The organism is Thiopseudomonas sp. SA1F2-1K, from assembly GCF_057443035.1.
On the sequence record NZ_CM172014.1, the window covers coordinates 1,159,608 to 1,182,427 of the forward strand.

21 protein-coding genes are annotated in these 22,820 nt (G+C 47.6%); 7 read left to right on the forward strand and 14 right to left on the reverse strand.

Going from position 1 to position 22,820, the window contains the following annotated elements:
* The first annotated feature begins 1 nt into the window (after position 1).
* Complete coding sequence (locus AC2T15_RS05600; RefSeq protein ID WP_486778952.1) at positions 2 to 826, forward strand: segregation and condensation protein A; 825 nt, start codon at positions 2 to 4, stop codon at positions 824 to 826.
* Positions 819 to 1,559 carry an SMC-Scp complex subunit ScpB gene (gene scpB, locus AC2T15_RS05605; RefSeq protein WP_486778953.1) on the forward strand — a complete coding sequence of 247 codons (741 nt, stop codon included), beginning with the start codon at positions 819 to 821 and terminating at the stop codon, positions 1,557 to 1,559. The genes AC2T15_RS05600 and scpB overlap by 8 nt, the downstream gene beginning before the upstream one ends.
* A 168-nt stretch (positions 1,560 to 1,727) precedes the next feature.
* Here scpB and AC2T15_RS05610 read toward each other — a convergent pair whose 3' ends face one another.
* From AC2T15_RS05610 to pedF, 10 genes are all read right to left on the reverse strand, one after another.
* Entirely contained in the window at positions 1,728 to 3,647 is a 1,920-nt protein-coding gene (locus AC2T15_RS05610) for an alpha/beta hydrolase family protein (protein WP_486778954.1), read from the reverse strand.
* A gap of 3 nt (positions 3,648 to 3,650) precedes the next feature.
* Positions 3,651 to 4,805: a pyrroloquinoline quinone biosynthesis protein PqqE gene (gene pqqE, locus AC2T15_RS05615; RefSeq protein WP_486778955.1), complete on the reverse strand. Its 1,155-nt coding sequence runs from the start codon at positions 4,803 to 4,805 to the stop codon at positions 3,651 to 3,653.
* Positions 4,777 to 5,055 carry a pyrroloquinoline quinone biosynthesis peptide chaperone PqqD gene (gene pqqD / locus AC2T15_RS05620; RefSeq protein ID WP_286638725.1) on the reverse strand — a complete coding sequence of 93 codons (279 nt, stop codon included), beginning with the start codon at positions 5,053 to 5,055 and terminating at the stop codon, positions 4,777 to 4,779. Before pqqD ends, pqqE begins: the two co-directional genes overlap by 29 nt.
* A complete protein-coding gene (pqqC, locus tag AC2T15_RS05625; protein WP_486778956.1) occupies positions 5,052 to 5,807 on the reverse strand; it encodes a pyrroloquinoline-quinone synthase PqqC in 756 nt (251 codons plus the stop codon). Before pqqC ends, pqqD begins: the two co-directional genes overlap by 4 nt.
* Positions 5,808 to 5,815: 8 nt before the next feature.
* Positions 5,816 to 6,730 (reverse strand): pyrroloquinoline quinone biosynthesis protein PqqB, encoded by a 915-nt coding sequence (gene pqqB / locus AC2T15_RS05630; RefSeq protein ID WP_053107791.1) that lies wholly within the window; start codon positions 6,728 to 6,730, stop codon positions 5,816 to 5,818.
* A gap of 42 nt (positions 6,731 to 6,772) precedes the next feature.
* Complete coding sequence (gene pqqA, locus AC2T15_RS05635) at positions 6,773 to 6,844, reverse strand: pyrroloquinoline quinone precursor peptide PqqA (RefSeq protein ID WP_080995574.1); 72 nt, start codon at positions 6,842 to 6,844, stop codon at positions 6,773 to 6,775.
* A 209-nt stretch (positions 6,845 to 7,053) separates the two neighbouring features.
* Positions 7,054 to 8,574, reverse strand: a complete 1,521-nt coding sequence (gene exaC / locus AC2T15_RS05640) for an acetaldehyde dehydrogenase ExaC (RefSeq protein WP_053099553.1) — start codon at positions 8,572 to 8,574, stop codon at positions 7,054 to 7,056.
* 189 nt (positions 8,575 to 8,763) lie between these two features.
* Positions 8,764 to 9,699: a quinoprotein relay system zinc metallohydrolase 1 gene (locus AC2T15_RS05645; RefSeq protein ID WP_486778957.1), complete on the reverse strand. Its 936-nt coding sequence runs from the start codon at positions 9,697 to 9,699 to the stop codon at positions 8,764 to 8,766.
* Between the two features lie 50 nt (positions 9,700 to 9,749).
* Positions 9,750 to 10,514, reverse strand: a complete 765-nt coding sequence (locus tag AC2T15_RS05650) for a quinoprotein dehydrogenase-associated SoxYZ-like carrier (RefSeq protein ID WP_486778958.1) — start codon at positions 10,512 to 10,514, stop codon at positions 9,750 to 9,752.
* Positions 10,515 to 10,547: 33 nt separating this feature from the next.
* Complete coding sequence (pedF, locus tag AC2T15_RS05655; RefSeq protein ID WP_286593595.1) at positions 10,548 to 10,982, reverse strand: cytochrome c-550 PedF; 435 nt, start codon at positions 10,980 to 10,982, stop codon at positions 10,548 to 10,550.
* Between the two features lie 311 nt (positions 10,983 to 11,293).
* On the opposite strand from pedF, the gene exaA reads away from it, so the two are divergent.
* Together exaA and AC2T15_RS05665 are read left to right on the forward strand one after the other, a co-directional pair.
* Positions 11,294 to 13,150: a quinoprotein ethanol dehydrogenase gene (gene exaA / locus AC2T15_RS05660; RefSeq protein WP_286593593.1), complete on the forward strand. Its 1,857-nt coding sequence runs from the start codon at positions 11,294 to 11,296 to the stop codon at positions 13,148 to 13,150.
* An 83-nt stretch (positions 13,151 to 13,233) separates the two neighbouring features.
* Positions 13,234 to 13,878 (forward strand): pentapeptide repeat-containing protein, encoded by a 645-nt coding sequence (locus AC2T15_RS05665; RefSeq protein WP_486778959.1) that lies wholly within the window; start codon positions 13,234 to 13,236, stop codon positions 13,876 to 13,878.
* Between the two features lie 51 nt (positions 13,879 to 13,929).
* Here the strand turns inward: AC2T15_RS05665 and AC2T15_RS05670 are convergent, their stop codons facing one another.
* Positions 13,930 to 14,568, reverse strand: a complete 639-nt coding sequence (locus tag AC2T15_RS05670; RefSeq protein ID WP_486778960.1) for a response regulator transcription factor — start codon at positions 14,566 to 14,568, stop codon at positions 13,930 to 13,932.
* Positions 14,569 to 14,825: 257 nt separating this feature from the next.
* Here AC2T15_RS05670 and AC2T15_RS05675 point away from each other — a divergent pair, with 257 nt between their 5' ends.
* Together AC2T15_RS05675 and AC2T15_RS05680 are read left to right on the forward strand one after the other, a co-directional pair.
* Positions 14,826 to 15,380 (forward strand): rhodanese-like domain-containing protein, encoded by a 555-nt coding sequence (locus tag AC2T15_RS05675; RefSeq protein WP_486778961.1) that lies wholly within the window; start codon positions 14,826 to 14,828, stop codon positions 15,378 to 15,380.
* 38 nt (positions 15,381 to 15,418) lie between these two features.
* Positions 15,419 to 16,078 carry a response regulator gene (locus AC2T15_RS05680; RefSeq protein ID WP_053101856.1) on the forward strand — a complete coding sequence of 220 codons (660 nt, stop codon included), beginning with the start codon at positions 15,419 to 15,421 and terminating at the stop codon, positions 16,076 to 16,078.
* 17 nt (positions 16,079 to 16,095) lie between these two features.
* Here AC2T15_RS05680 and AC2T15_RS05685 read toward each other — a convergent pair whose 3' ends face one another.
* The 3 genes from AC2T15_RS05685 to AC2T15_RS05695 form a co-directional block, all read right to left on the reverse strand.
* Positions 16,096 to 18,726, reverse strand: coding sequence for a PAS domain-containing hybrid sensor histidine kinase/response regulator (locus AC2T15_RS05685; protein ID WP_486778962.1), 2,631 nt, complete (start codon positions 18,724 to 18,726; stop codon positions 16,096 to 16,098).
* Entirely contained in the window at positions 18,665 to 19,825 is a 1,161-nt protein-coding gene (gene nosP / locus AC2T15_RS05690) for a nitric oxide-sensing protein NosP (protein ID WP_053105496.1), read from the reverse strand. The genes AC2T15_RS05685 and nosP overlap by 62 nt, the downstream gene beginning before the upstream one ends.
* A gap of 149 nt (positions 19,826 to 19,974) precedes the next feature.
* On the reverse strand, positions 19,975 to 21,156 hold the full coding sequence (locus tag AC2T15_RS05695) for a porin (RefSeq protein ID WP_053105498.1): 1,182 nt from the start codon (positions 21,154 to 21,156) through the stop codon (positions 19,975 to 19,977).
* Between the two features lie 324 nt (positions 21,157 to 21,480).
* On the opposite strand from AC2T15_RS05695, the gene AC2T15_RS05700 reads away from it, so the two are divergent.
* Positions 21,481 to 22,812, forward strand: a complete 1,332-nt coding sequence (locus AC2T15_RS05700) for a deoxyguanosinetriphosphate triphosphohydrolase (protein WP_053099563.1) — start codon at positions 21,481 to 21,483, stop codon at positions 22,810 to 22,812.
* The last annotated feature ends 8 nt before the right edge of the window (positions 22,813 to 22,820 follow it).

The following is a 22,820-nucleotide window of genomic DNA, read 5'->3' on the forward strand; positions in this document are numbered from 1 at the left end:
CATGGAAACTGCCTCCCTAGTTACAGCCACTGAGCCTGCAATACTCACAGAACCACTGGCCCTAGTTTACGGTCAAGCGCTGATTGAAGCGCCACAAGACCTATATATTCCACCAGATGCGTTGGAAGTGATTCTTGAGGCTTTTGAAGGTCCACTGGATTTGCTGCTGTACTTAATCCGTCGGCAAAATATCGATATTTTAGATATTCCAGTAGCGCAGATTACCCATCAATACATGGGCTATGTTGAGTTGATGAAGGCGGTCAAGCTGGAGCTTGCTGCTGAGTACTTAGTAATGGCTGCCATGCTGGCGGAAATTAAGTCGCGGATGCTGCTACCAAAGCCAGAGCAAGCGCCAGAAGAAGAGGCTGATCCACGGGCTGAGCTGATTCGTCGCTTGCAAGAGTATGAGCAATTTAAGCAAGCCGCTGAAGATTTAGATCAACTGCCACGCTGCGAACGAGATGTGTTTCCAGTACAACTTGCTGCGCCCATTGCACCACAAGCAGCCACAGTATTTGCCGAAGTAGCATTACAAGAAGTATTACAGGCCATGGCCGACATCATGCGCCGCAGCGAACTATTTGAAAGCCATCAAATAAGCCGCGAAACCCTTTCGACTAGAGAGCGCATGAGCCTGATTTTAGACAAAGTAAAACAGGGCGGTTTTGTGCCTTTTTCTGAGTTATTTACCCTTGAAGAAGGGCGGTTAGGAGTCGTGGTTAGTTTTATGGCGACCCTTGAACTGGTGAAAGAAGCCCTGATTGAACTGGTGCAAAACGAGCCCTATAGTCAAATTTATGTTCGAACCCTAAGTCATGAGTAATGCCATTATCCTTCCTGAGCTGGTCCGCATCCTTGAAGCCTTATTACTGGTGCATCCTAAACCATTAACTATTGAGCAATTGCAACAGCTCTTAGAGTCAAAAGCCTTCACTGCCAGTAAAGCTCAATTAAAGCAGGCTCTGACTGCGCTAGCTGATGCCTATCAACAGCATGCATTAGAGTTAATCGAGGTTGCTAGCGGCTATCGACTACAAATCCGTAGCAGCTATAACACCTGGACCCAAGTTCTGAGCGAGGAAAAACCCAGTAAGTTTTCTCGGGCAATGTTAGAAACCCTAGCGCTGATTGCCTATCGCCAGCCGATTACTCGCGGTGAAATTGAAGAAGTGCGCGGAGTCAGCGTCAGCAGCAATATTATGCGCAGCCTACAAGAGCGTGAATGGATTCGCGTGGTAGGCTATCGAGAAGTACCAGGTAAACCGGCAATGTTTGCTACCACTAAAGCGTTTTTAGATTACTTTAATCTAAAGGGGTTAGATGAGTTACCGAGCTTGATGGCGCTCCGGGATTTATCTGAAATCGAGCGTAGCATTCCACAACAACTACCGTTAACGGTCAGCAACGAAATCACCACCGAAAAACTCTTAACCGAACACACCCAAGCAACAGAAGAAGTCAGCTTCAGAAGTTTGCTCAATGAGCTCGATGCGATGGAAGAACATCTAGTCACAGAGTTTAAAGACTTAACCCCAACAGATACGGCGCAGGATTAATCAATGCTGAGTCTGGTTAGCGCTAAAGCTTTGGACGCTAGCAAAAAACTAGTGTTATGACGAGTCAGACATAATAGCTATAATCAATATTATGTTAAATTGCAGCTATTGCATGTTTTACTTTTACTTGTTGTCGTTGATTAGTTTACGTTATGGCCCTGCTCTTGATTAGCCAGTTGCCTGAATAAATAGTCGTTGATAAAAAGCTAACTCGCGCTGCAAAGCATCGGCCAATATTTGGCTATCTCTAAAACCGTGACCTTGGTTTGGATACTCATAATATTCGGTTAGCACTTGGTTACGCTGTAGCTGTTGCCACATACTTTGGGTTTGCTCAGGTACGACCACCACATCTAACGCACCTTGAAAGAAAATCAGCGGAGTTTGGATCTGATCAGCTAAATAAATTGGGCTATGGGTCTGATAATAATCACACGCTTGCTGCGGATCACCCAGCAGCCAATCTAAATAGTCACCTTCAAATTTATGGGTTGCTTGGCGTAAATTCAGTGGATCGGTCACCCCGTACCAACTGGCCGCTGCGGCAAAGATGGGCAGTTTTGCCACAGCCATTAAGGCACTGTAGCCACCGGCACTGGCGCCTCGAATGACTACTTGGGCTGGATTAATCGCGGCATGTTCGATCACATAATCTACCACCGCTGCAATATCGGCAATTTCTGCCTCTCCCCAGCGCTGCTGCAAAGCATAACGATAAGTTCGGCCAAAACCGGTACTGCCACAATAATTAATATCCACCACAGCAAAACCGCGCTGCGTCCAAAACTGGATTCTCGGATCAAACACTGGATAAGCTGCCGAAGTTGGTCCACCATGCAAAAACACCACTAATGGCGTTAATTGAGCGCTATCTGGTAGCGAATAAGCGCTATTTTTCGCCTTAAATAAAAAAGCGTGGGTGGTTTTTCCAGCGCTTGTCGAAATGTGTAGTGGCTCAGGAGTCGCAATGTCACTGCTATTTAAGCCAATACTCAGTTGCTTAATGCAGTGCTCTGTAGCGCTGGCTCGATGCCACAACATCACAGCAGACCCCGCTTGACTGTAAGAAGCAATAGCAATGATATATTCAGCGGTAACCGCTAGATGCCGAATCCGCGACGCAGAATTAAAGAGCTGTTGAGTCATGCTGTGAGTGCTCAGTGAATAAATTCCACAATGGCCAAAGCCTTGCTCAAACCAAGTGATCAGCAACTGGTTCTGATCCAGTGGCCAATAATTACAGCCGCCCATCTGCCATGGTGCACCCGCCATATCCGCCTGTAATTGGGTTAACTGAACAAAGCTGCTATCCGACTGCTCAGCCCATGGCTCCCAGTAGCCGGCTTGATCATTAAGTGCAAACAGCTGCTGTCCATTAAATCGTGGTTGCTGCAATGCAGCATCACCTTGCTCACCCGCTATAGTTTTAATCGTAACCCCTGGATCAAACCACGGCGTACTAACTGCAGCGCGCTCAGCTAACAGTAACCGAGTTTGGGTCCAAGGTTGATCAGGACGATCCCATTCAATCCAAGCTAGGCGTAAACCATCGGCACTTAATACCGGCGAGCTATAAAAGTCAGCGCTTTGCTGTAATACCTGGCGCGCCACTAACTTAAACTGAGCATCCAAACGCAAACAAACTAAGCGATGCACTACCCTTGCCGCTTCTTCAGCTTGCTCAATTGCAATCAGGCAATGCTGCGCAGAATCATACAATGGCTCGGCATAACGACAGTGTGGATAATCAGTAATTGGTTGCGGCTGGCTTAAAGCCGCGCGCCGTTGCAGATAAATTTGCTGATCTGCTTCGTTAATAAATAACCAATGCAGATCGTCGATCACACTAAAAGCACCACCGCCATACTCATTAACTCTAGAGCGTACGGAGTAATCTTCGCAGGTCAATAACACTGGCTGACGCTGGATAAAGTCTGCGCTATAGAGCAAGGTGCGACCATCGATTGGACTGTATTCAGTCCAATACACTGCTTGCTCAGTTGCTTTAAGCTCCATTAGCTCAGCACTGGCTTGGGCGGCTAATTCAGCGCTCCAGCTGCTGCGCCAAAAACCTGGTAAGTCCTGCATAATTTAAGCCTTAGCGATCAATTTGGAAGCGGCGGCATTACGAAACTGCATATCGGCCACGGTTAACTGGCTAGTATCTGCAGCGTGGCGCGCCTCAAGAATAACCCCGTGATAGTCCGACTTACTGCACACAGGGTCGGCATTTTCTGCTTGTCCCGTCAGCATATAGGCCTGACAGCGACAACCGCCAAAGTCATGTTCTTTTTCAGGGCAAGAACGGCAAGGCTCGGGCATCCAATCCAAGCCTCGAAAGCGATTAAAGCCAAAGGAGTCATACCAAATACTGTGCAAACTTTGGTTTTTAACATTCGGAAATTCGATCGGTAATTGCCGCGCGCTATGGCAAGGCAAAGCTGTACCATCTGGGGTAATATCTAAAAATACCGCCCCCCAACCACTCATACAGGCTTTAGGTCGTTCCTCATAATAATCAGGGGTCACAAAAATCAACTGGCAAGGATGATTTTTCTGCTGCAGTTTTTCTCGCCAGCGCTGGGTGGCTTGCTCTGCGAGCACTAATTGTGCCTTAGAGGGCAATAACGCTTCACGGTTTAAGTGAGCCCAACCATAAAACTGGCAAATAGCCAACTCGACAAAATCAGCTTCCAACTCAAGGCAAAGCGCAATAATTTGCTCAATTTGAGCAATATTCTGCCTATGAATGACAAAATTCAGCACCATCGGGTAACCAGCTGCTTTAACTGCTTTAGCCATAGCTAGTTTTTGCGAAAAGGCTTTTTTCGAGCCAGCCAACATATCGTTAACACTGGCGTCTGCGGCCTGAAAACTAATTTGAATATGATCTAACCCTGCCTCGCTTAAACTCTGCAAGCGAGCTTCAGTCAAGCCAATTCCAGATGTAATCAGATTCGTGTAATAACCTAAATCTCGGGCTGCTTTAACTAGCTCCGCTAAGTCTTGCCGGACTAACGGCTCGCCCCCTGAAAATCCCAGCTGCGCGGCACCTAATTTACGACCTTGTTCAAACACCGAAATCCATTGTTCAGTGCTAAGTTCTTGTTTGCTGTGGGCAAAGTCGGTCGGGTTAGAGCAATAAGGACACTGCAATGGACAACGATAGGTCAGCTCGGCCAATAACCAAAAAGGTGGCTTAACCAAAGACTCATTACTAGCAGTTTTCGATCCAGAACTTAGCATAAGCCTCCTCCAAAAATGCGAGCACATCATCAGTCAGTGCAGCATCGGCTTCTGGAAACTGAAGCTGTAAAGCCTGAATGATTTGCTCGATGTTTTGCTCGGCATTGACTTGCTGCAAAATACTGGCCGCACTTAAATTAAGTTGAATCATGCCTTCGGGATAGAGCAACACATAACCCTGCTGCACCTCTTCCCACTGCAAACGAAAGCCTCGACGAATCCGCGGAATAGCCGTTAACTCGATACTCATAAGCTAATCCCCTTATGCCATACTGGCTGGTCAGTTACGCTATGGTACGGTGGACGATTTAACTCATAGGCCATGCTCATGGCATCTAACATGCACCATAAAACATCCAATTTAAATTGCAGTATTTCCAGCATTCGTTGCTGTTGTTCATAGCTGATGTAGTGCTCCAAGGTAATTTGCAAACCATGCTCTACATCGCGTCGAGCTTGACTAAGGCGAGTCCTAAAATAGTCATAACCGCTTTGTTCAATCCATGGATAATGCGTAGGCCAAGCCTCTAAGCGTGATTGATGAATATGCGGAGCAAATAATTCGGTCAGCGAACTACTGGCTGCCTCTTGCCAACTGGCACGGCGTGCAAAGTTAACATAAGCATCCACTGCGAAACGCACCCCTGGCAAAACCAGTTCACCGGATAATACTTGGTTCCGATCCAAGCCAACAGCTTCGGCTAAACGCAACCAAGCTTCAATCCCGCCTTCACTATCAGGTAAACCATCATGGTCTAACAGCCGCTGAATCCAATGCCGACGCACTTCTCGATCGGGGCAGTTAGCCATAATTGCCGCATCTTTCATCGGGATATTAATTTGATAATAAAAACGATTAGCCACCCAGCCCTGAATCTGTTGTTTAGTTGCCGTACCGTTATGCATCGCCACATGGTAAGGATGATGAATATGGTAATAGGCCCCTTTGTCTCGGAGCGCCTGCTCAAATTCGGCAGGGCTTAATGCACTTGCTTGCTTCATGGCCGGCCTTACACTTCAAAGTGCATCCCATCAAATGCGACTTCAACATTCGCTGCCTGCACCAAGGCGCGCTCTGGCGAGTCTTCATTTAAAATGGGATTAGTATTATTGATATGAATTAAAATTTTTCGTGCTTCGGGGTAAGCACTAAGCGCTTGCAGCATACCGTGCTCGCCACTTTGTGCTAGATGCCCCATTTCACTACCGAGCTTGTCACCCACGCCAGCTAATTGCATTTCATTATCATGAAACACGGTGCCATCCACCATTAAGCAGTCGGCCCGCTGCATCCAACTGGCGACATAGTCATCAACCTGCCCCAAGCCTGGGGCATAAAATAAGCTGCGCTGACTGCGTAAATCCTCAATAAACAGGGCGATATTATCACCACGATCAGGATTGTTACGTCGTGGCGAATAAGGTGGTGCATTGCTTAAAATAGGTACTGCGGTAATCTGCAGTTGTGGGCAACCAGGTATGCTAAACGGTGTAAAGTCTAAAGCAATGGGCTGATACTCAAGCCCACCATTCCAGTGCGATAAAATATTAAATACTGGAAAGCCTTGGCTTAAATCCTGATGTACCTGAGGGGTGCACCACACCTGATGCGGACAGCCTTCACGCAAGGTCAGTAAACCTGTGACATGATCAATTTGACTGTCCATTAAAATAATTCCGGCTAAAGCAGTATCGCGTTTTGCCCGTGCCGGTTGGAGCGCAGAAAACTGCTCAAACTGCTGTCGAATATCCGGTGAGGCATTGCATAAAATCCACTGCTCGCCATCATCACTAATGGCAATTGAGGATTGTGTTCTAGCCGTTGCCTTAAGCGTGCCCTGACGTAAGCCATGGCAGTTATCACAATTACAGTTCCACTGGGGAAAGCCCCCACCAGCAGCCGATCCTAACACATGAATATACATGCCTGACTCCCTAAAAGCCCCAGCGAACTGGGGCTTTATCGATTAACGATTGGAAATATAGAGCGTTACTTCAAAGCCCATACGCATATCGTTATAAGTCGGTTTAGTCCACATAGCACATTCCTCATTGTTATTAGAATTCCGGTTAATTCCGGAGCTCTATTAATAGCGATTTATCCCTCAGTTAAAAACGGCACTTTAGAACTAATTTGCGCAAACATTAGTACTCTGCTTTAGGTGCTCCTCTGGCCAATTAGTTTGATTAAAAAAAAGCGCAGTCCTTAGACTGCGCTGTTTACCCTCGCTGTTTATCAGCTCAGTGCTTAGAAAAAACCTAGCGGATTAATGTCGTAACTCACTAGTAGGTTCTTGGTTTGCTGGTAATGAGCCAGCATCATTTTATGGGTTTCACGGCCAACCCCTGATTTTTTATAGCCACCAAAAGCCGCATGAGCAGGATACAAGTGATAGCAGTTAGTCCAGACTCGGCCGGCTTGAATACCACGTCCCATGCGATAGGCTCGATTGATGTCACGGGTCCACAAACCTGCACCTAAGCCAAACTCGGTATCATTGGCAATAGCTAGCGCTTCAGCTTCATCTTTAAAGGTGGTTACAGCGACTACGGGGCCAAAAATCTCTTCTTGGAAGATGCGCATTTTGTTATGGCCTTTGAGCATGGTTGGCTGAATATAATAGCCATTGGCATAATCTCCCTCTAACTGCTCAGCCTGACCGCCGGTGATCAGTTCAGCGCCCTCTTCTTTGGCAATATCCATATAGGAAAGAATCTTCTCAAACTGCTGTGCAGATGCTTGAGCGCCGACCATGGTCTCTGTATCCAGTGGGTTACCCCGACGAATCTGCTTAACCTTCTGCATCACCACTTGCATAAACTCGTCGTAAATCGACTCTTGGATCACCGCTCGCGAAGGACAGGTGCACACTTCACCTTGGTTAAAGAACGCCAGTACCAAGCCTTCAGCGGCTTTTTCAATAAACTCAGGCTCGGCCTGCATAATATCTTCAAAGAAGATATTGGGTGATTTTCCGCCTAACTCCACCGTACTCGGAATAATATTTTCTGCGGCACATTTCATAATATGTGAGCCGACTGGTGTAGAGCCTGTGAAGGCAATTTTTGCGATACGGGTACTGGTTGCCAACGCCTCTCCAGCTTCACGACCAAAGCCTTGAACGATGTTGAGCACGCCTGGTGGTAATAAATCGCCAATGACTTCCATTAAAATGGTAATCGAGAGCGGAGTTTGTTCAGCAGGCTTCATCACAATACAGTTACCAGCTGCTAAAGCAGGAGCCAGTTTCCATGCGGCCATTAGCAGTGGGAAGTTCCATGGAATAATCTGCCCAACTACGCCTAGTGGCTCGTGGAAATGATAGGCTGCGGTATGCTCGTTAATTTCCGCAGCAGTCCCCTCTTGAGCACGTAAACAACCAGCAAAATAACGGAAGTGATCAGCGGCTAAAGGGACATCGGCATTGAGTGTCTCGCGCACGGCCTTGCCGTTATCCCAAGTCTCAGCGACCGCTAATAACTCTAGGTTTTGCTCAATTCGATCGGCAATTTTCAATAAAACTAAGGCGCGTTCTTGAACAGAGGTTTTTCCCCAAGCACTGGCAGCGGCATGGGCTGCATCAAGTGCTAAATTAATGTCATCGGCATTAGAGCGTGGGAACTCACCACAGATTTCACCGGTGACTGGGGTGGTATTAGTAAAATATTCGCCATTCACTGGCGGCACAAACTCACCATTAATATAATTACCGTACCGGGGCTTAACGGTGAATAAAGCGCCTGGAGTACCTGGTTGTGGGTAAATCATCTGTCGTTTCCTCATTATTGTTGTGCTAACGCTGTGTTATTTAGTCACTGCTAAGCAGTCACTGCACTTGCATACTTGGATCATAGCGACTGAATAAACTCCGCCCTATTCACCTAATGCAGCAGAAATCTACTCATTTAGTAGTAAGCGAATCGAGTAGTAGTGCCTAACCATTGCTTAATGCCAAGCTTAATCAGTGCTATTGAGTAACTGAAAAACCTGCTTTTCGTATGTTGGGTACAGATGGCTAACCGTGCGCGTCAGCTCATAACGGGTCAAACTGATTGATTTAAACTGTGCTGGAATATCACTACGCAGCACTTGATTCATATCTTCACCAGTGGCGGCCGCGTGACGCAACAATTGATCCAGCCAATTTAAATAGGCATGCATTTGTGCAAAAGGTGCTTGATTGTTAGCTATCGGTCCATGGCCTGGCACAATCACACGCCATGGCAATTGCTCTAACTGAGTTAAATCAGCCTGCCAAATAGCTAACCCAGGGGTGTGCGAAGTGGTCAAAGCGCGCTGATAAAAGACTAAGTCACCGGCAAATAACACCCCTGTTTGTGGATCAAATACGACTAAATCAGCACCAGTATGGCCGCTCAAAGCATACAGCTGTAACTGATAGTCGCCTAGTTTAAGTGGGCCGGCAGCTACCTCTACATTGGGCAGTAACACTTCGGTGCCGCGCATCCCGTCTCCCACTAAGCGATACATATTTTCCGCCAGTGCCTCACCCTCCTGCGCCAGTAACGCGGTAGTTGATGTTAAGGCCGCAATAGGAATATCACTAAAGGCTTGATTGCCCAAAACGTGGTCTGGGTGATGATGGGTAAGCAGAACCTTAATGATCGGTTTATCACTGACCTCGGCAATCGTTTGCCGAAGCGCTTGCCCATATAAAAATGAGGGTCCGGTATCAATCACCACCACACCGACCGGCGTTTCAATAAAGCCAACATTAACAATGTTACCGCCATTTTGCGGACTGAAATTATCAGTTGAACCTTCAACCACCCAGGTGTTTGCAGCGATTTTTTGGGCGCTTAAGGTGTATTGAGCTTGTAACTCAAGGCTGCATAAACAGATTAAAACACCTGCCACTAATCGACGTACCACAGGCTTTACCTCGCTCCAACAGTTGCGCAAATAGACACACCTTTAACCGGCTAAGGCAAATGCGCTAAAAACTGATTGCCATTATTATCGCTGAGCCATAACTCTGTCGCTTGATGCTGAGTAAGACCCAGAGTGAGTGTTGGATTTTCACTCAGCGCAGCAAACAACTCTAAATCAGCTAGTACTTCGCCACTGGCAGTACGCAGCTCGGCCTGATTTAAATAAAACTCAGGAATAGCACTGTTTAATCCATTGTCCATCGGATGAGCAATCGTGAGCCGTAAGCGACTATGGCTGCCGACTTCAAAACGGGCCCCCAACACCTGTCCTAAGTTTTTCTCCCAGCCTGCTTTCGCCTGTAATGTACTGGGCATGGTACAACCACCTCCGGCAGCATCAATCCAAGCACTGCCCACATGCCACAGCCCATCATCCATTAGTAATGCTGCTCGGATCGGTGTAGCCTGCTCCACCCGAATGCGCACCGCTAAGAAGTTTTCCACCTGATCGGGCTGCAGTACGTTTAAGCTCAATACCTTGGGTATTGGATTTAATTCTGCCCAAATAATCATCTTTTGCACTTTACCCGTCAGGGCACGGGCATCGACTTCAATGGGTACCTGGGCAGAGTCTTCAGCAAACGCTGGCACACTGACCTGAACCTGGGCGTCAAATACATAGGGCTGTTGCTCTAGCATTCGCAGATGAAAATAATCCCACATTGACGACTGTAAAGGGTCTGCTAATACCTCAGCCCACCCCCAAGCAGGTGCAGCCAGCAATCCAACGATTAACAAACTTCGAGCTAACTTCATGGGCGCAGCTCCTACTTGGCAGGCGGGATAGATTTACTCTTCGACGCGGCTTTCAATATAGGTTCTGATAGCCCACAGCGCTTCTTGACTAATAAACTCGGCCATTTTTGGCATATAAATCGCCCCATTGCGCACCGCACCATTAATCACCCGCTCTTTGTACCACTCATCTCCTTCAAGGCCCGGCTCAAGCAAGCGTAAGTCAGGGGCAATACCTCCTGATACCGCTTCTAAACCGTGGCAGCGGGCACAGTTTTGATTATAGGCAGATGAGCCAATTTCAACGGCTAAGGCATGATCTTTATTAGGTTCACGGTAGGGGTTTTCATCTAGCCACTCCTCACCTAATGGCGTCAGTCCGTCCACATTCACAGCTTGAGGTACCACATCGCCATGGGCATTGGCCAGCAAGTTAAAACTAAAACCTGCAATTAGAGCTAAGGTGGTGCTTGCTTGTGTTATTTTCATTATTCTCACCCTTGAATTAAGTGCTGTAACGCATAAAAGAAAATTCAGGGGCTCATCTTAAAAAGCGGCTTCTAGGCTGAGTACGCTGCTTTAGTTTCCTCGCTCTCCTCCCTTAGTACAGGGTGTAAAGATGCAGTTTCTCTTGGCTTAAGTGCTAGTGCCAAGTTATAGCGCTACTGGGAATTTATCCCGTAAAGTGCGGGAGTTTTTCCGTAGTGTTTTGTTGCGTAGTTTCCCAACATAAGCCCAGTCGCCCACTGCAACTATTTCAGTGTTTGACCTAATAACAACAATTGATGGGAAGTACGCTAATGACCATGAACTCATTACCTAGCTCTGCCAAACCCTTAGCTTTGTGCGTTAAAGGCATTGCCTTAGGCATTGGCTTGCTGGCTGCCACTAGCAGCTTGGCCAAACCTGTGACTTGGGAAGATATTGCTAAAGATCACCTCACAACCACCAACGTCTTGCAGTACGGCATGGGCACTAATGCACAGCGCTATAGCCCGTTGGCTGAAATTAACGATCAAAACGTGTTCAAGTTAACCCCTGCCTGGACTTACTCTTTTGGCGATGAAAAACAACGCGGCCAAGAATCTCAAGCTGTGGTGCATGATGGGGTCATTTATGTAACTGGCTCTTACTCACGGGTTTGGGCACTGGATGCCAAAACCGGACAGCGCCTCTGGAGTTATAGTCATCGTCTACCCGATGATATTCGTCCTTGCTGTGATGTGGTTAACCGTGGTGTGGCGATTTACGGTGATCTAGTTTATGTAGGTACCCTCGACGCCCGCGTCGTCGCACTGAATAAAGACACCGGTAAAGTGGTATGGAATAAAAAGTTTGGTGACCACGCCGCAGGTTACACCATGACTGGCGCACCAACCATCATCAAAGACAGCCAGTCAGGCAAGGTGATGTTAATCCACGGCAGCTCTGGCGATGAGTTTGGCGTGGTGGGTCAGTTGTTTGCTCGCGACCCAGAAACCGGTGAAGAACTATGGATGCGCCCCTTTGTTGAAGGGCACATGGGCCGCTTAAATGGTAAAGAAAGCACCCCTACCGGTGATATTAAAGCGCCTTCTTGGCCAGATGATCCGAACCACCCTACAGGTAAAAAAGAGGCCTGGAGCCAAGGTGGCGGCGCGCCATGGCAGAGCGCCAGCTTCGACCCAGAAACCAATACCATTATTATTGGTGCCGGTAACCCAGCTCCGTGGAACGGTTGGGAACGTACCGCCGATGGTGGTAATCCCCGTGATTACGACAGCCTTTACACTTCAGGCCAAGTTGGAGTTGATCCCACTACTGGTGAAGTGAAATGGTTCTACCAACATACTCCTAACGATGCCTGGGATTTTTCTGGTAATAACGAGCTAGTGCTCTTTGATTACAAAGATAAAGACGGAAAAGTAACTAAGGCCACAGCCCACGCCGATCGCAATGGCTTCTTCTATGTGGTAGACCGTACTAACGGCAAACTAAAAAATGCCTTCCCCTTTGTCGATAACATTACCTGGGCTAGCCATATTGACCTAAAAACCGGTCGCCCGGTTGAGGTTGAAGGGCAACGTCCACCTAAACCTGCGCCAGGTGAAAAACGTGGTGCCTCGGTTGAAGTCTCGCCGCCATTCTTAGGTGGTAAGAACTGGAACCCCATGGCTTACAGCCAAGATACCGGCCTATTCTACGTACCAGCGAACCACTGGAAAGAAGATTACTGGACCGAAGAAGTGGCTTACAAAAAAGGCTCAGCTTACCTAGGTCAAGGCTTCCGGATTAAACGCATGTATGACGACCACGTCGGTATTCTGCGAGCAATGGATCCAACCACAGGGAAAATTGCTTGGGAGCATAAAGAGCGACTACCGTTATGGGCAGGTGTTTTAGCCACTAAAGGTAATCTTGTATTCACCGGAACCAGTGATGGTTACTTCAAAGCCTTTGATGCCAAAACCGGTAAAGAACTGTGGAAATTTCAAACGGGTAGCGGCGTGATTTCTCCACCAGTGACTTGGGAGATGGATGGTGAGCAGTACATTGGCGTGACCTCAGGTTATGGCGGTGCCGTACCATTATGGGGAGGCGACATGGCGGAACTCACTAAACCCGTTGCCCAAGGTGGATCATTCTGGGTGTTCAAATTACCGGCTTGGGATAAATAATCGCTAAGCATTACTTATCAGCCACTGAATACCAGCCATCACCGCCAACTATAAGGTGATGGCTGTTTTAAGGAGCGCGTTTTATGTATCAATACACCCTACCTCTACTGGGTTTAGTTTTTAGTGTCAGCGTGCTAGCTGATGACGCTAGCCAAGCCCGCAGCATTAATGGCTGCACCCTAGAGCCCGGCGCTGATTGCTCGGGAATGGATTTACGAAACGCCGATTTAAGTAATTTAGATCTCAGCCGAATCAACTTAAGCCAAGCCAACTTAAGCGGCGCTAACCTTCGGCATACCAAGCTGGATCTAGCAAGCTTAGAAGGCGCTAACTTAAGTCAGGCAAACCTCACCCGCGCCAGCTTACAACAGGCCCGCTTGCAAGGCGCTAAATTAGCTAAAGCACAATTAGTGGCAATTAATGGCTGGGCGATGCTGGCCCAAGGTGTGCAAGCCGAAAAGGCTAATTTATACGCTGCTAATTTAGAGTTTTCCCGCTGGTCGGGCGCCAAACTCATGGGCGCTAACTTGACTGCCAGCAATTTGGAGATGGCTTGGTTTACCCGTGCCGATTTACGCAAAGCCAAGTTGATAGACAGTAATATGCAAGAAGCCAAACTGAGCGAAGCCAATATGGCCAAGGCTGATATGAGTGGTGCACGCCGGCATTACGCCACCTTTTTAGGGGCGCATATGGATGGCTGTAAAAACTGCCCGTTAGACTGGTAACGCATTATTAGCCGCCTACTCAGGGTGGCTAACCAGACTGCTCTGGTGAATTTAAGCCAAGCGTAGCAGACCCATATCAATGGCTAAATGAACTAATTCAGCCTGATTAGTGACCTGTAGTTTATGTTTTAACAAGGTCATGTAGTTCGCCACCGTTTTACTACTGATACAAAGAGTCTCAGCAATCACTGCAGTACTCATGCCCCGCGCTACCATTAAGAACACCTCGTGTTCCCGCGGTGTCATGCTAGCTAAGCGGCTGTCAGTTTGGTTATCCGTGCTCTGCTGATAGGCTAATTGCGTGGCCAACTCGGGCTCAATAAAGTGATAACCAGCCACTAAACGCTTAATAGCTTCTTGCAGTAGCGCCAGCGAGCTAAATTTAGAGAGATAACCTGAAGCACCACTGGCTAAAGCTTGGCGTACAGTGGCTAGCTCTCGATGCTGAGTTAAAAAAGCCACCGGCAGTTGCGGAAAACGCTGTTGTAAGCGGCGACACAGCTCGATTCCACTGAGCTGCGGTAGACTGACTTCAAGCAGTACCAAAGAAGGAATACGGTTATTCAGCAAAACTAAGGCATGCTCGGCGCTATCTGCTTCTAGCAACTCAAGCTCAGTAAATAAAGACTGCAATACCGTTATTAAGCCTTGACGTACTATTGGGTGAGGTTCAACCAGTAACACTCTCATCAGCACTCCATAGTAGGTTATTAATCGAGTCACTAGCCTAACCAGAGAGCCCCCTATACCATCCACTACCTTGGTACTGCTTCGCTGCTACTTTATAGCGGCTTTTGCCATTACCCAGCCGCTCAGTATCGTCACTTAAATTAACGCTAAACAGCAAAAGCAGTACTTTAGTACTGGGTTTCACCGCTTAATGTAGGATGTTCAAGTCGCTCAATTTTGCATTAAATGCCTACTCCCTCGTGTGTAAGGCCGTTGCTATGTCGATTCTTAAGTTCTCTTGGTGCCTGTTACCAGGCCTACTTTTTAGCAACTGGCTTGCCAGTACTGCCGCGATGGCCAGTCACTTTTCCGATGAAGGCTATCGAATTCAACATTATCGCAGCCCGACACCGACCACGAATGTCTGGGCTCAGGTGATTACTGCCGAGCAACTACTCGCGCTTCGCACTACCTATCCAGAACTGGTCTTGGTCGATGTGTATCGTAATCCTTGGTTGCATGGCCAATTTACCGCTACTGAACCCCATGCTAATCTGCCGGGCAGTCTATGGTTAGCTAACTGTGGGGATGGTGTTTTAAGCAAGGCATGGCTTAGCTATTGTCAACAATATTTAGCCCAAGCAACCGCGGATAATTTCCACCATCCAATCGTGTTTTACTGCCGCTCCGATTGCTGGCTTGGTTGGAATGCCAGCCAGCGGGCTTACCAATGGGGTTACCGACAGCTGTATTGGCTACGTAATGGCATTGATGAATGGCAACAACAAGGGTTGCCTTTAGTCACGGCGCAGCCTGCTCCCTTTATTCCTTAACTGCCTTTAGCTAACTAACAATAATGAGGTCAATGACCATGTACAACATCCTAATTGCCGATGATCACCCATTGTTTCGTGAAGCGATTTGCGGCGTGATTCAAGCGGGTTTTCCAGGTGCTCACTTGGTTGAAGCCGAAGATCTAGACACCGCGATGAGCTTAATCCAAGCACAGGAGGATTTTGATTTAATCCTCTTAGATTTAAATATGCCTGGCATGCAAGGGCTAAATGGCCTAGTTAATTTACGTAATGAAGCACCAACGATTCCGGTAGTGATTGTCTCGGCCGAGCAAGATAAACATATTGTGCTGCAAGCAGTAACCTATGGCGCCGTGGGGTTTATTACTAAATCTACCCCGCGCGAGCAAATGACCGCTGCCTTAGAGCAAGTGCTCAGTGGCCATATTTATTTACCGGCCGATATCATTCGCGCCGAGGCCAGTCAGCGCCGTGCTCCTAAAGAATCCAGTATTCCACCGGAACTACTCCAAGCACTCACGCGTAAACAGTTACAGGTGCTAGAGCGCATGACCAAAGGCGAATCCAATAAACAAATTGCTTATAATTTAGATATTGCAGAAACTACAGTCAAAGCGCATGTTTCGGCGATTTTACGCCGACTCAATGTACACAACCGAGTCCAGGCGATTTTATCGGTCGGCGATATTGATTTTTCAGTGTACCTACGCCGCTAACTGTTATTAGCTCAGGATTAGACTTGACGCTGTTGCTCCAATAGGTGGCCCATAGTGATCTTTAAGCGCATGGGCTTCACCGGCTTATGCAGCAAAGTGTAACCGAGCTGGCGCATTTCTTGTTTTAACTCTTTGCTGTAGTTGGCGGTAATCATTAACGCTGCTACCGGCTGCTGTCGCTCCTGATTAATTTCTAATACCACATCTAAGCCATTTACATCATGATCGAGGTGATAATCAGCAATTAACAGATCTACCGGCTGATTAAGGCCACCCACTTGCTGTGCCAAGTCAGTTTTTGATAGTCCCGTATGAACCACACAGCCCCATTCCCCCAGCAAAGTCTGCATCGCTTGGCAAATAGCCGGGTCGTTATCTAGCACCCAAACTTTAGCACCTTGCAACTGATTTAAGCTGTGGGTAGGCAACTCTAGCTCACTAACCAAAGGAATATCCGTGGTGCGCGCTAAAGGCACTTTAATACTAAAACAAGAGCCTTGGCCTAAACTGGAGCGCACTGCAATAGGATGATTTAAAATTCGCGAGATTTTATCAACGATCGCCAGCCCTAGACCCAAGCCTCGATCATGCTGCGCTCCATGCCAATCACCACGCTTAAACTCTTGGAAAATTTCTTGTTGTTTGTGCGGGGCAATACCTACACCGGTATCCCACACTTGAATCAACAGCGCCCCTGGCACACGGCGGCAGCCAAGTAATAAGCGGCCATGCTCAGTATAGCGAATCGCATTGGTTAAAAAATTCCGCAAAATGCGTGCCAGCAAATGAATATCACTATTCACCACCGCCGTTGATGGTACAAAGCTTAATCCTAAGCCCACACTGCTGGCTAGTTGTCGATACTCTGCTGCTAGGTTTTCCAGTAAATCATTAATTGCAAAAGCGGCTAAATCCGCTTTAATAACCCCTGCATCCAGCTTAGAAATATCCACTAAAGTCCCTAGAAGATTTTCCACATCATCCAATGAGTTGCCAATATTGCGCATTAAATGGCTGTAACGTGAGTCTTGTAACTGTTCAACCAAAGCGCCAGTAAACAAGCGCGCCGCATTCAATGGTTGTAATAAATCATGGCTTACGGCAGCAAGAAATTTGGTTTTAGAAAGGTTAGCTTCTTCAGCCTCACGTTTAGCTTCTAGTAAGCGGGTTTCGATTAATCGGCGCTCTTGAATTTCAAGCACTAATTGCTGATTTAATTGCGTCAGCTCAGCGGTGCGCTCGGCTACACGCAATTCAAGATTTTGATAGGCTTGATGCAAGGCTTCAGCGGTGCGCCGCCGTTGGGTAATATCACGCACCAGCACGAAAATACCCACCACTTGGCCATCGGCTTGGCGGTTAGGCACATAGGAGCGCTGCATGAAGCAAGTGTGTCCGCGCTTATCGGTTTCCGCCACCTCGAAAGTTAAACTTTCTCCGGCCAGTGCCCGACGGATATAAGGCTCTAAACGGGTCATATGCTGTTGGTTATGCACTTCGCTTAACGGCAAGCCTATCGCTGTGCCTCGCGGCCAGTCATACCATTCTTCATAGACTTTATTTAAGAACTCATATGAAAGGTCGCGTCGAACATAAGCAATCATGGCGGGCACATGATCGGTAATTAAACGGATCCAATTTTCACTTTTACGCAAGGCTTCTGCATGCTCATAACGTTCCGTAATATCAGTAAAGGTGGCAACATAGCTACCTTCAGGCAGGGCATGGACACAAATATCCAGCATCCGCCCATCGGCCAAACGCTGCTCACTTTGCGCACAAGTGGCTAACTCATTCGGCAAGTTGAGCGCACACTGAGTCTGCATTAGCTCCGTAAATGGCGTATTCGGAGCAATGTCGGCTAAACCATACAACTCTAAAAAACGATGATTCCATAGCTCAAGCACACCTTGGGAGTTCACCATGGCCACCCCTTGAGATAGGTTATCTACGGTTTGCTGTAACAACACAGTTTTCTGCGCCAGCGCTTGCTCACGCTGTAATTGTTCACGTAGTTTTAACTCGGTAATATCGGTGTACAAAATTACCAAGCCACCTTCAAGTGTTGGGCGCTCAGTTACCTGCAACCAACGTCCCGAAGATAAGCGATACAGCATACGCTGGGCACCACTGCGTTGAGTTTCTTTAACCAGCCCCGAGCGTTCGATAATACGTTTCGCTTCAGCTAAATGGATACCGGTACTGATTGGATTACCGTGTCTAGCCCAGAAAGACTTAAAGTGCCGATTAAATAAAATAATCCGCTGTTGTTGATCAAACAGCACAAAACCATCACTGATACTTTCAATCGCATCGACTAGATGTTGGTGTGCAACTTCTGCTTTGTGTCGTTCTTGGGTCAGCAAGCTATTACTGGCTTTGAGTTGAGTTAAGGCATGGGTGAGTTCATCGGTGCGTTCACGCACCTGTTCGGCTAAAACCACCGAATGACGAAATGCTGCGTAGGCTTCATTGCTGTGCAGTTTGCCGGACTCTACCCGTTCAATCAGCGCCGCATTAATTTTACGGAGCCTGGCTATTTCTTGATTAGCGGCAGCCAGTTGCTCTGCAGCTGACTGTTGAGGCTCAGCTGCGGCGTTGTTTGTATTTTTTTCCAATGGCCACCCCAGTAAAGGTTTGATTGACATGCATCCCGTTAATTTGCTCGCCGTAGGTATTAAAGCCAACCACCTGCTGCTCGATTAAAATTTGCTCAACCCTTTGGTGCTGCCCGGTAATTTCGCTTTCTAAGCGGCGAAGCACACAGTCACAACCGATCGTCAGTAGTAACTCGCCAAGGCGTTGATTAATCCCTGCAAACAACTGATTTAAGGTGTCAGTCAAGCTTTGGCGCTGCATCGCGGTCAGCACAATGCCGTTATCTACTGCACAGTAAAAGGTTAGGCTTTGGTTAGGATTAGCTTTCTGAATCGCGCGGGGATAATAGTTTTCACCAATTTTAACCGCCAACGGATGGCAGGCAAACACATCCATTCCCAATTGCTGCGCAGCGGTTAGTTGCTGATAAGCGCTTACTGCAGGTTCTGCATTAACCTCTAATACTTGGCGCAGCTGGCTATCAACCTTGGTCACCACCAACTTTTCTGCCGATGGTGTGAGGTGGTGCATATTAAATACCTCAAACTCCAATGGGGTATTAATCAACACCACAATCGCTGCCCCACTATGAAAACGGCCCTGATAATAGACATGGGTTTGACTTAAGTAATTGTCATCACCGGCCGAGCCACCAAATAAAGGAATGCCGCCTAAAGCAGCGCTGAGCGCCGCCAGCACTGTTTCTTCGCGGCTAGCTAGGCCATCAAATAAGGTTAAAACAAAACTATGGTCTTTAATTGGCAACACCGCTTGGGCGCTGCTGCGGCACTGATTAATTAAACCGCCGACCAGCTCTTGGGCTTTGATCAGCGAGAACTGCTCCATTTCTTCGATCAGCGCGGCCCCTACGGTAAACAACTGGCGACTAAAACCCAGGGCACAAATACATCCCCGCGCATACCCAAAGGGGGTAATTTCTCCGGCGGTGGTGCAACCAACCACCATCACCTCAGGCTGACTTTGCTCAATGGCTATCGATAAGCGAGCCAAATCAAATTCTGCCGAGCAAAAAAACAGCACAAAGCCAATCTCAGGATCAGCCAGTTGCGCAGCTAATTCTTGCGCAGCCTGCTGTGTGTCTAAGGCATAAGAAACCGCGCGGGTAATTACTTGATTCATTTGCTGCATCGCCCTGCTGCTCCTTATTAACCCTAAGTAAAGAATGGCCTACCAGCAAACTCTTCATGCTTTATAGACTGCACACAATGCTTAAAGACCGAGCTAAATATTAGCAGTCTTTAAGCATTGAAAATGGACTATTCTTTACTACTTTGTGGCTACCAATTCACCACTGCACCTACAGCAAAAGTATTAGTCTTTTCGTTCAGTGCCTTGGTTTTATGGCCCTCCAGCTTAAACTGGTTGTACTCTGCCACTAACTGTAAATGGCTATTCACTTCTCTAAAATAAGCCAGTGCCCGCGTATTGTAGTCGGCTCCGGTGGTGACTAAGCCATTGCCGTCATCTTTGGTTTTGCCATAGCTCAGCGCCACACGGTTTTTATCAAAGCGATAGGAGCCTTGTAGTAAATAACCTTGACTATCAACATCACGCAAGGTGGCTTTACCTAGATTATTGGTAAAGAACGGATTTAAACCCTTCGCAGTAAAACCTGAAGCAGTTAACATCAGATCACCCATGGTAGCCTGCACCCCATAACCTAATCCTTTAGAGGTGACACGCCGCATTGTTGCGTCAGTATTATCCGAAGTTTGATGGGTGCCATTGACCCATGAATAAATAGTGGCCTTGCTCAAATCTAAGCTATAAGTCACTTCACTCTCAAAGCGTGGATTTTTCTGATAGGCCTTACCCAAGGCCCCATTATCCGTGGTATCGACAGGATCCATTACCCCAGCCGCCACGCGCACCCCGTGGAACTGAGGAGAACGGTAAGTAATTTGCGAAGTAGGAAATGGATAAGGATAACCACTGCCAATATTACCAAAGGACACCCCACCGCCATCGACTAAACCCAAGGTGTCACTGACCTGACCATAACCTGCAAGCAAATGATCAAGTAAAATATTCGAACGTGCAAATAAGCCAAAGTCCTTACCAAGTAATACCTCACCCCACGACCCTTTAACCGTCCCGTAAAATTGGCGCACATCGATATCTGTACCGGTGCCATTATCTTGGCTGTCATTAATTGTTACCCAAAATGAAGCCCGGGCGCCTAGGGTTAAATCATCAATTTGCTGGCTCATATTAAAGCCAAGATAATTAGGCAAAAATCCCATTTTTACCCGTGATTGCCGCCGATCTAGCGACTCACCACTGGCTGCATCGCGCTTAATTTTACTGTTGACATAAAACGCATTGATATAACCATCGGTCGCAAAGGTCGTCCCCTCTTGCTCGTATAGCATAATTTCAGCATGGGCCATGGGCGTTGCACCTAATGCAGCACTGGCAAGGGCTAGCGGTAAAGCCGCTTTAAAATACTTAGTCATCATGTCTCTCCAGAAAGTGTGGGCTGAGGGTTCAACCACTGAAGAGCGATTTTTCATGGTCTGCCGAGGGAAACCTACAGCGTTTTGGTTGCTGTTTACCTCTCTTTGCTGCTAGCTCGGCTTATGTAACGCCGCCGCGACTTAAGTCCTTGTGCGGCCTAGCTAAGCCGTGTTGTTATAGTCGCACAGTGCTAAAGTCATAATTTTGTCATCTGTAACAGAGCTAATAGTAATTAGCCCTTACCAAGTGGCCATGCCATTAGTTAGCCACGACATAGTTTGTCGCGCATAGGGTGTTTAATCCTTTTCTTAGGTTAGGAGTGTTGAATGGATTGGAATCAATTACTAAATCGTGAACGTCTCTGTAAGTTAACCCACAGCCCTGAAGAGCTGGGGCGTAGTCCATTTCATAAAGATCATGACCGGATTATTTTCTCGGGTGCTTTTCGCCGCTTAGGCCGTAAAACCCAAGTACACCCTGTATCCAGCAATGATCATATTCATACTCGTTTAACCCACTCATTAGAGGTGAGTTGCGTCGGGCGCTCGCTGGGCATGCGGGTTTCCGAGATGATCCGTGATCAATTACCTAGTTGGTGCAGCTCGGGTGATGTGGGAATGATTGTGCAATCGGCCTGTTTAGCCCACGACATTGGTAATCCGCCCTTTGGTCACTCCGGTGAAGACGCTATTCGCCATTGGTTTGCTCAAGCAGCCGAGCGTGGCTGGTTAGACGATATGGGCGATAAAGAGCGCAATGACTTTTTAAGTTTTGAAGGTAATGCCCAAGGCTTGCGCGTCCTCACTCAGCTGGAGTATCACCAGTTTGATGGTGGTATGCGACTGACTCACGCCACCTTAGGTGCCTTTTTAAAATACCCTTGGACCTCTGAATATGCACCGGCCGATGGCTATAAAAAGCATAAGTTTGGCTGCTACCAAAGCGAACTACCTTTGCTGCGCACCATTGCCGAAAAACTAGGACTGCCTGAAATCGAGCCTAACCGCTGGGCCCGTCACCCGCTGGTGTATCTAATGGAAGCAGCAGATGATATTTGCTATGGCCTGATTGACTTAGAAGACGGCCTAGAAATGGAGCTATTGGAATATGCCGAAGTGGAAGCCTTACTCTTGGGCTTGGTTGGTGATGACTTACCGGAAACCTATCGTCTACTTGGCCCCCAAGATTCACGCCGACGCCGTTTAGCGATTTTACGCGGCAAGGCCATCGAGCACCTAACCAATGCCGCGGCCAATGCCTTTGTTGAGCAATTACCCGCCTTAATGCAAGGCGCACTGCCCGATGATTTAGTTGAGCACATGCATGGCCCAGCAAAAACCTGCGTGCTTTCGGCTAAAAAAATGGCGCGGGAAAAAATCTTCCAAGATAAACGCAAAACCTTGCATGAAATTGGTGCCTACACCACCCTCGAAATTTTACTCAATACCTTTTGTGGTGCCGCTCTGCAGCAGCACAGCGGTCAGGCTTTGTCGTTTAAAAATCAGCGCGTTTTTGATTTGCTCGGTAATAACGCACCCCGCCCAGAAGATACCCTGTATATGGCCTATATGCGGATTATTGACTTTATTGGCGGTATGACCGACAGCTACGCCACTGAAATGGCCAAAGAAATGACTGGTCGCTCAAGCCCGACGTAACTTAAGGA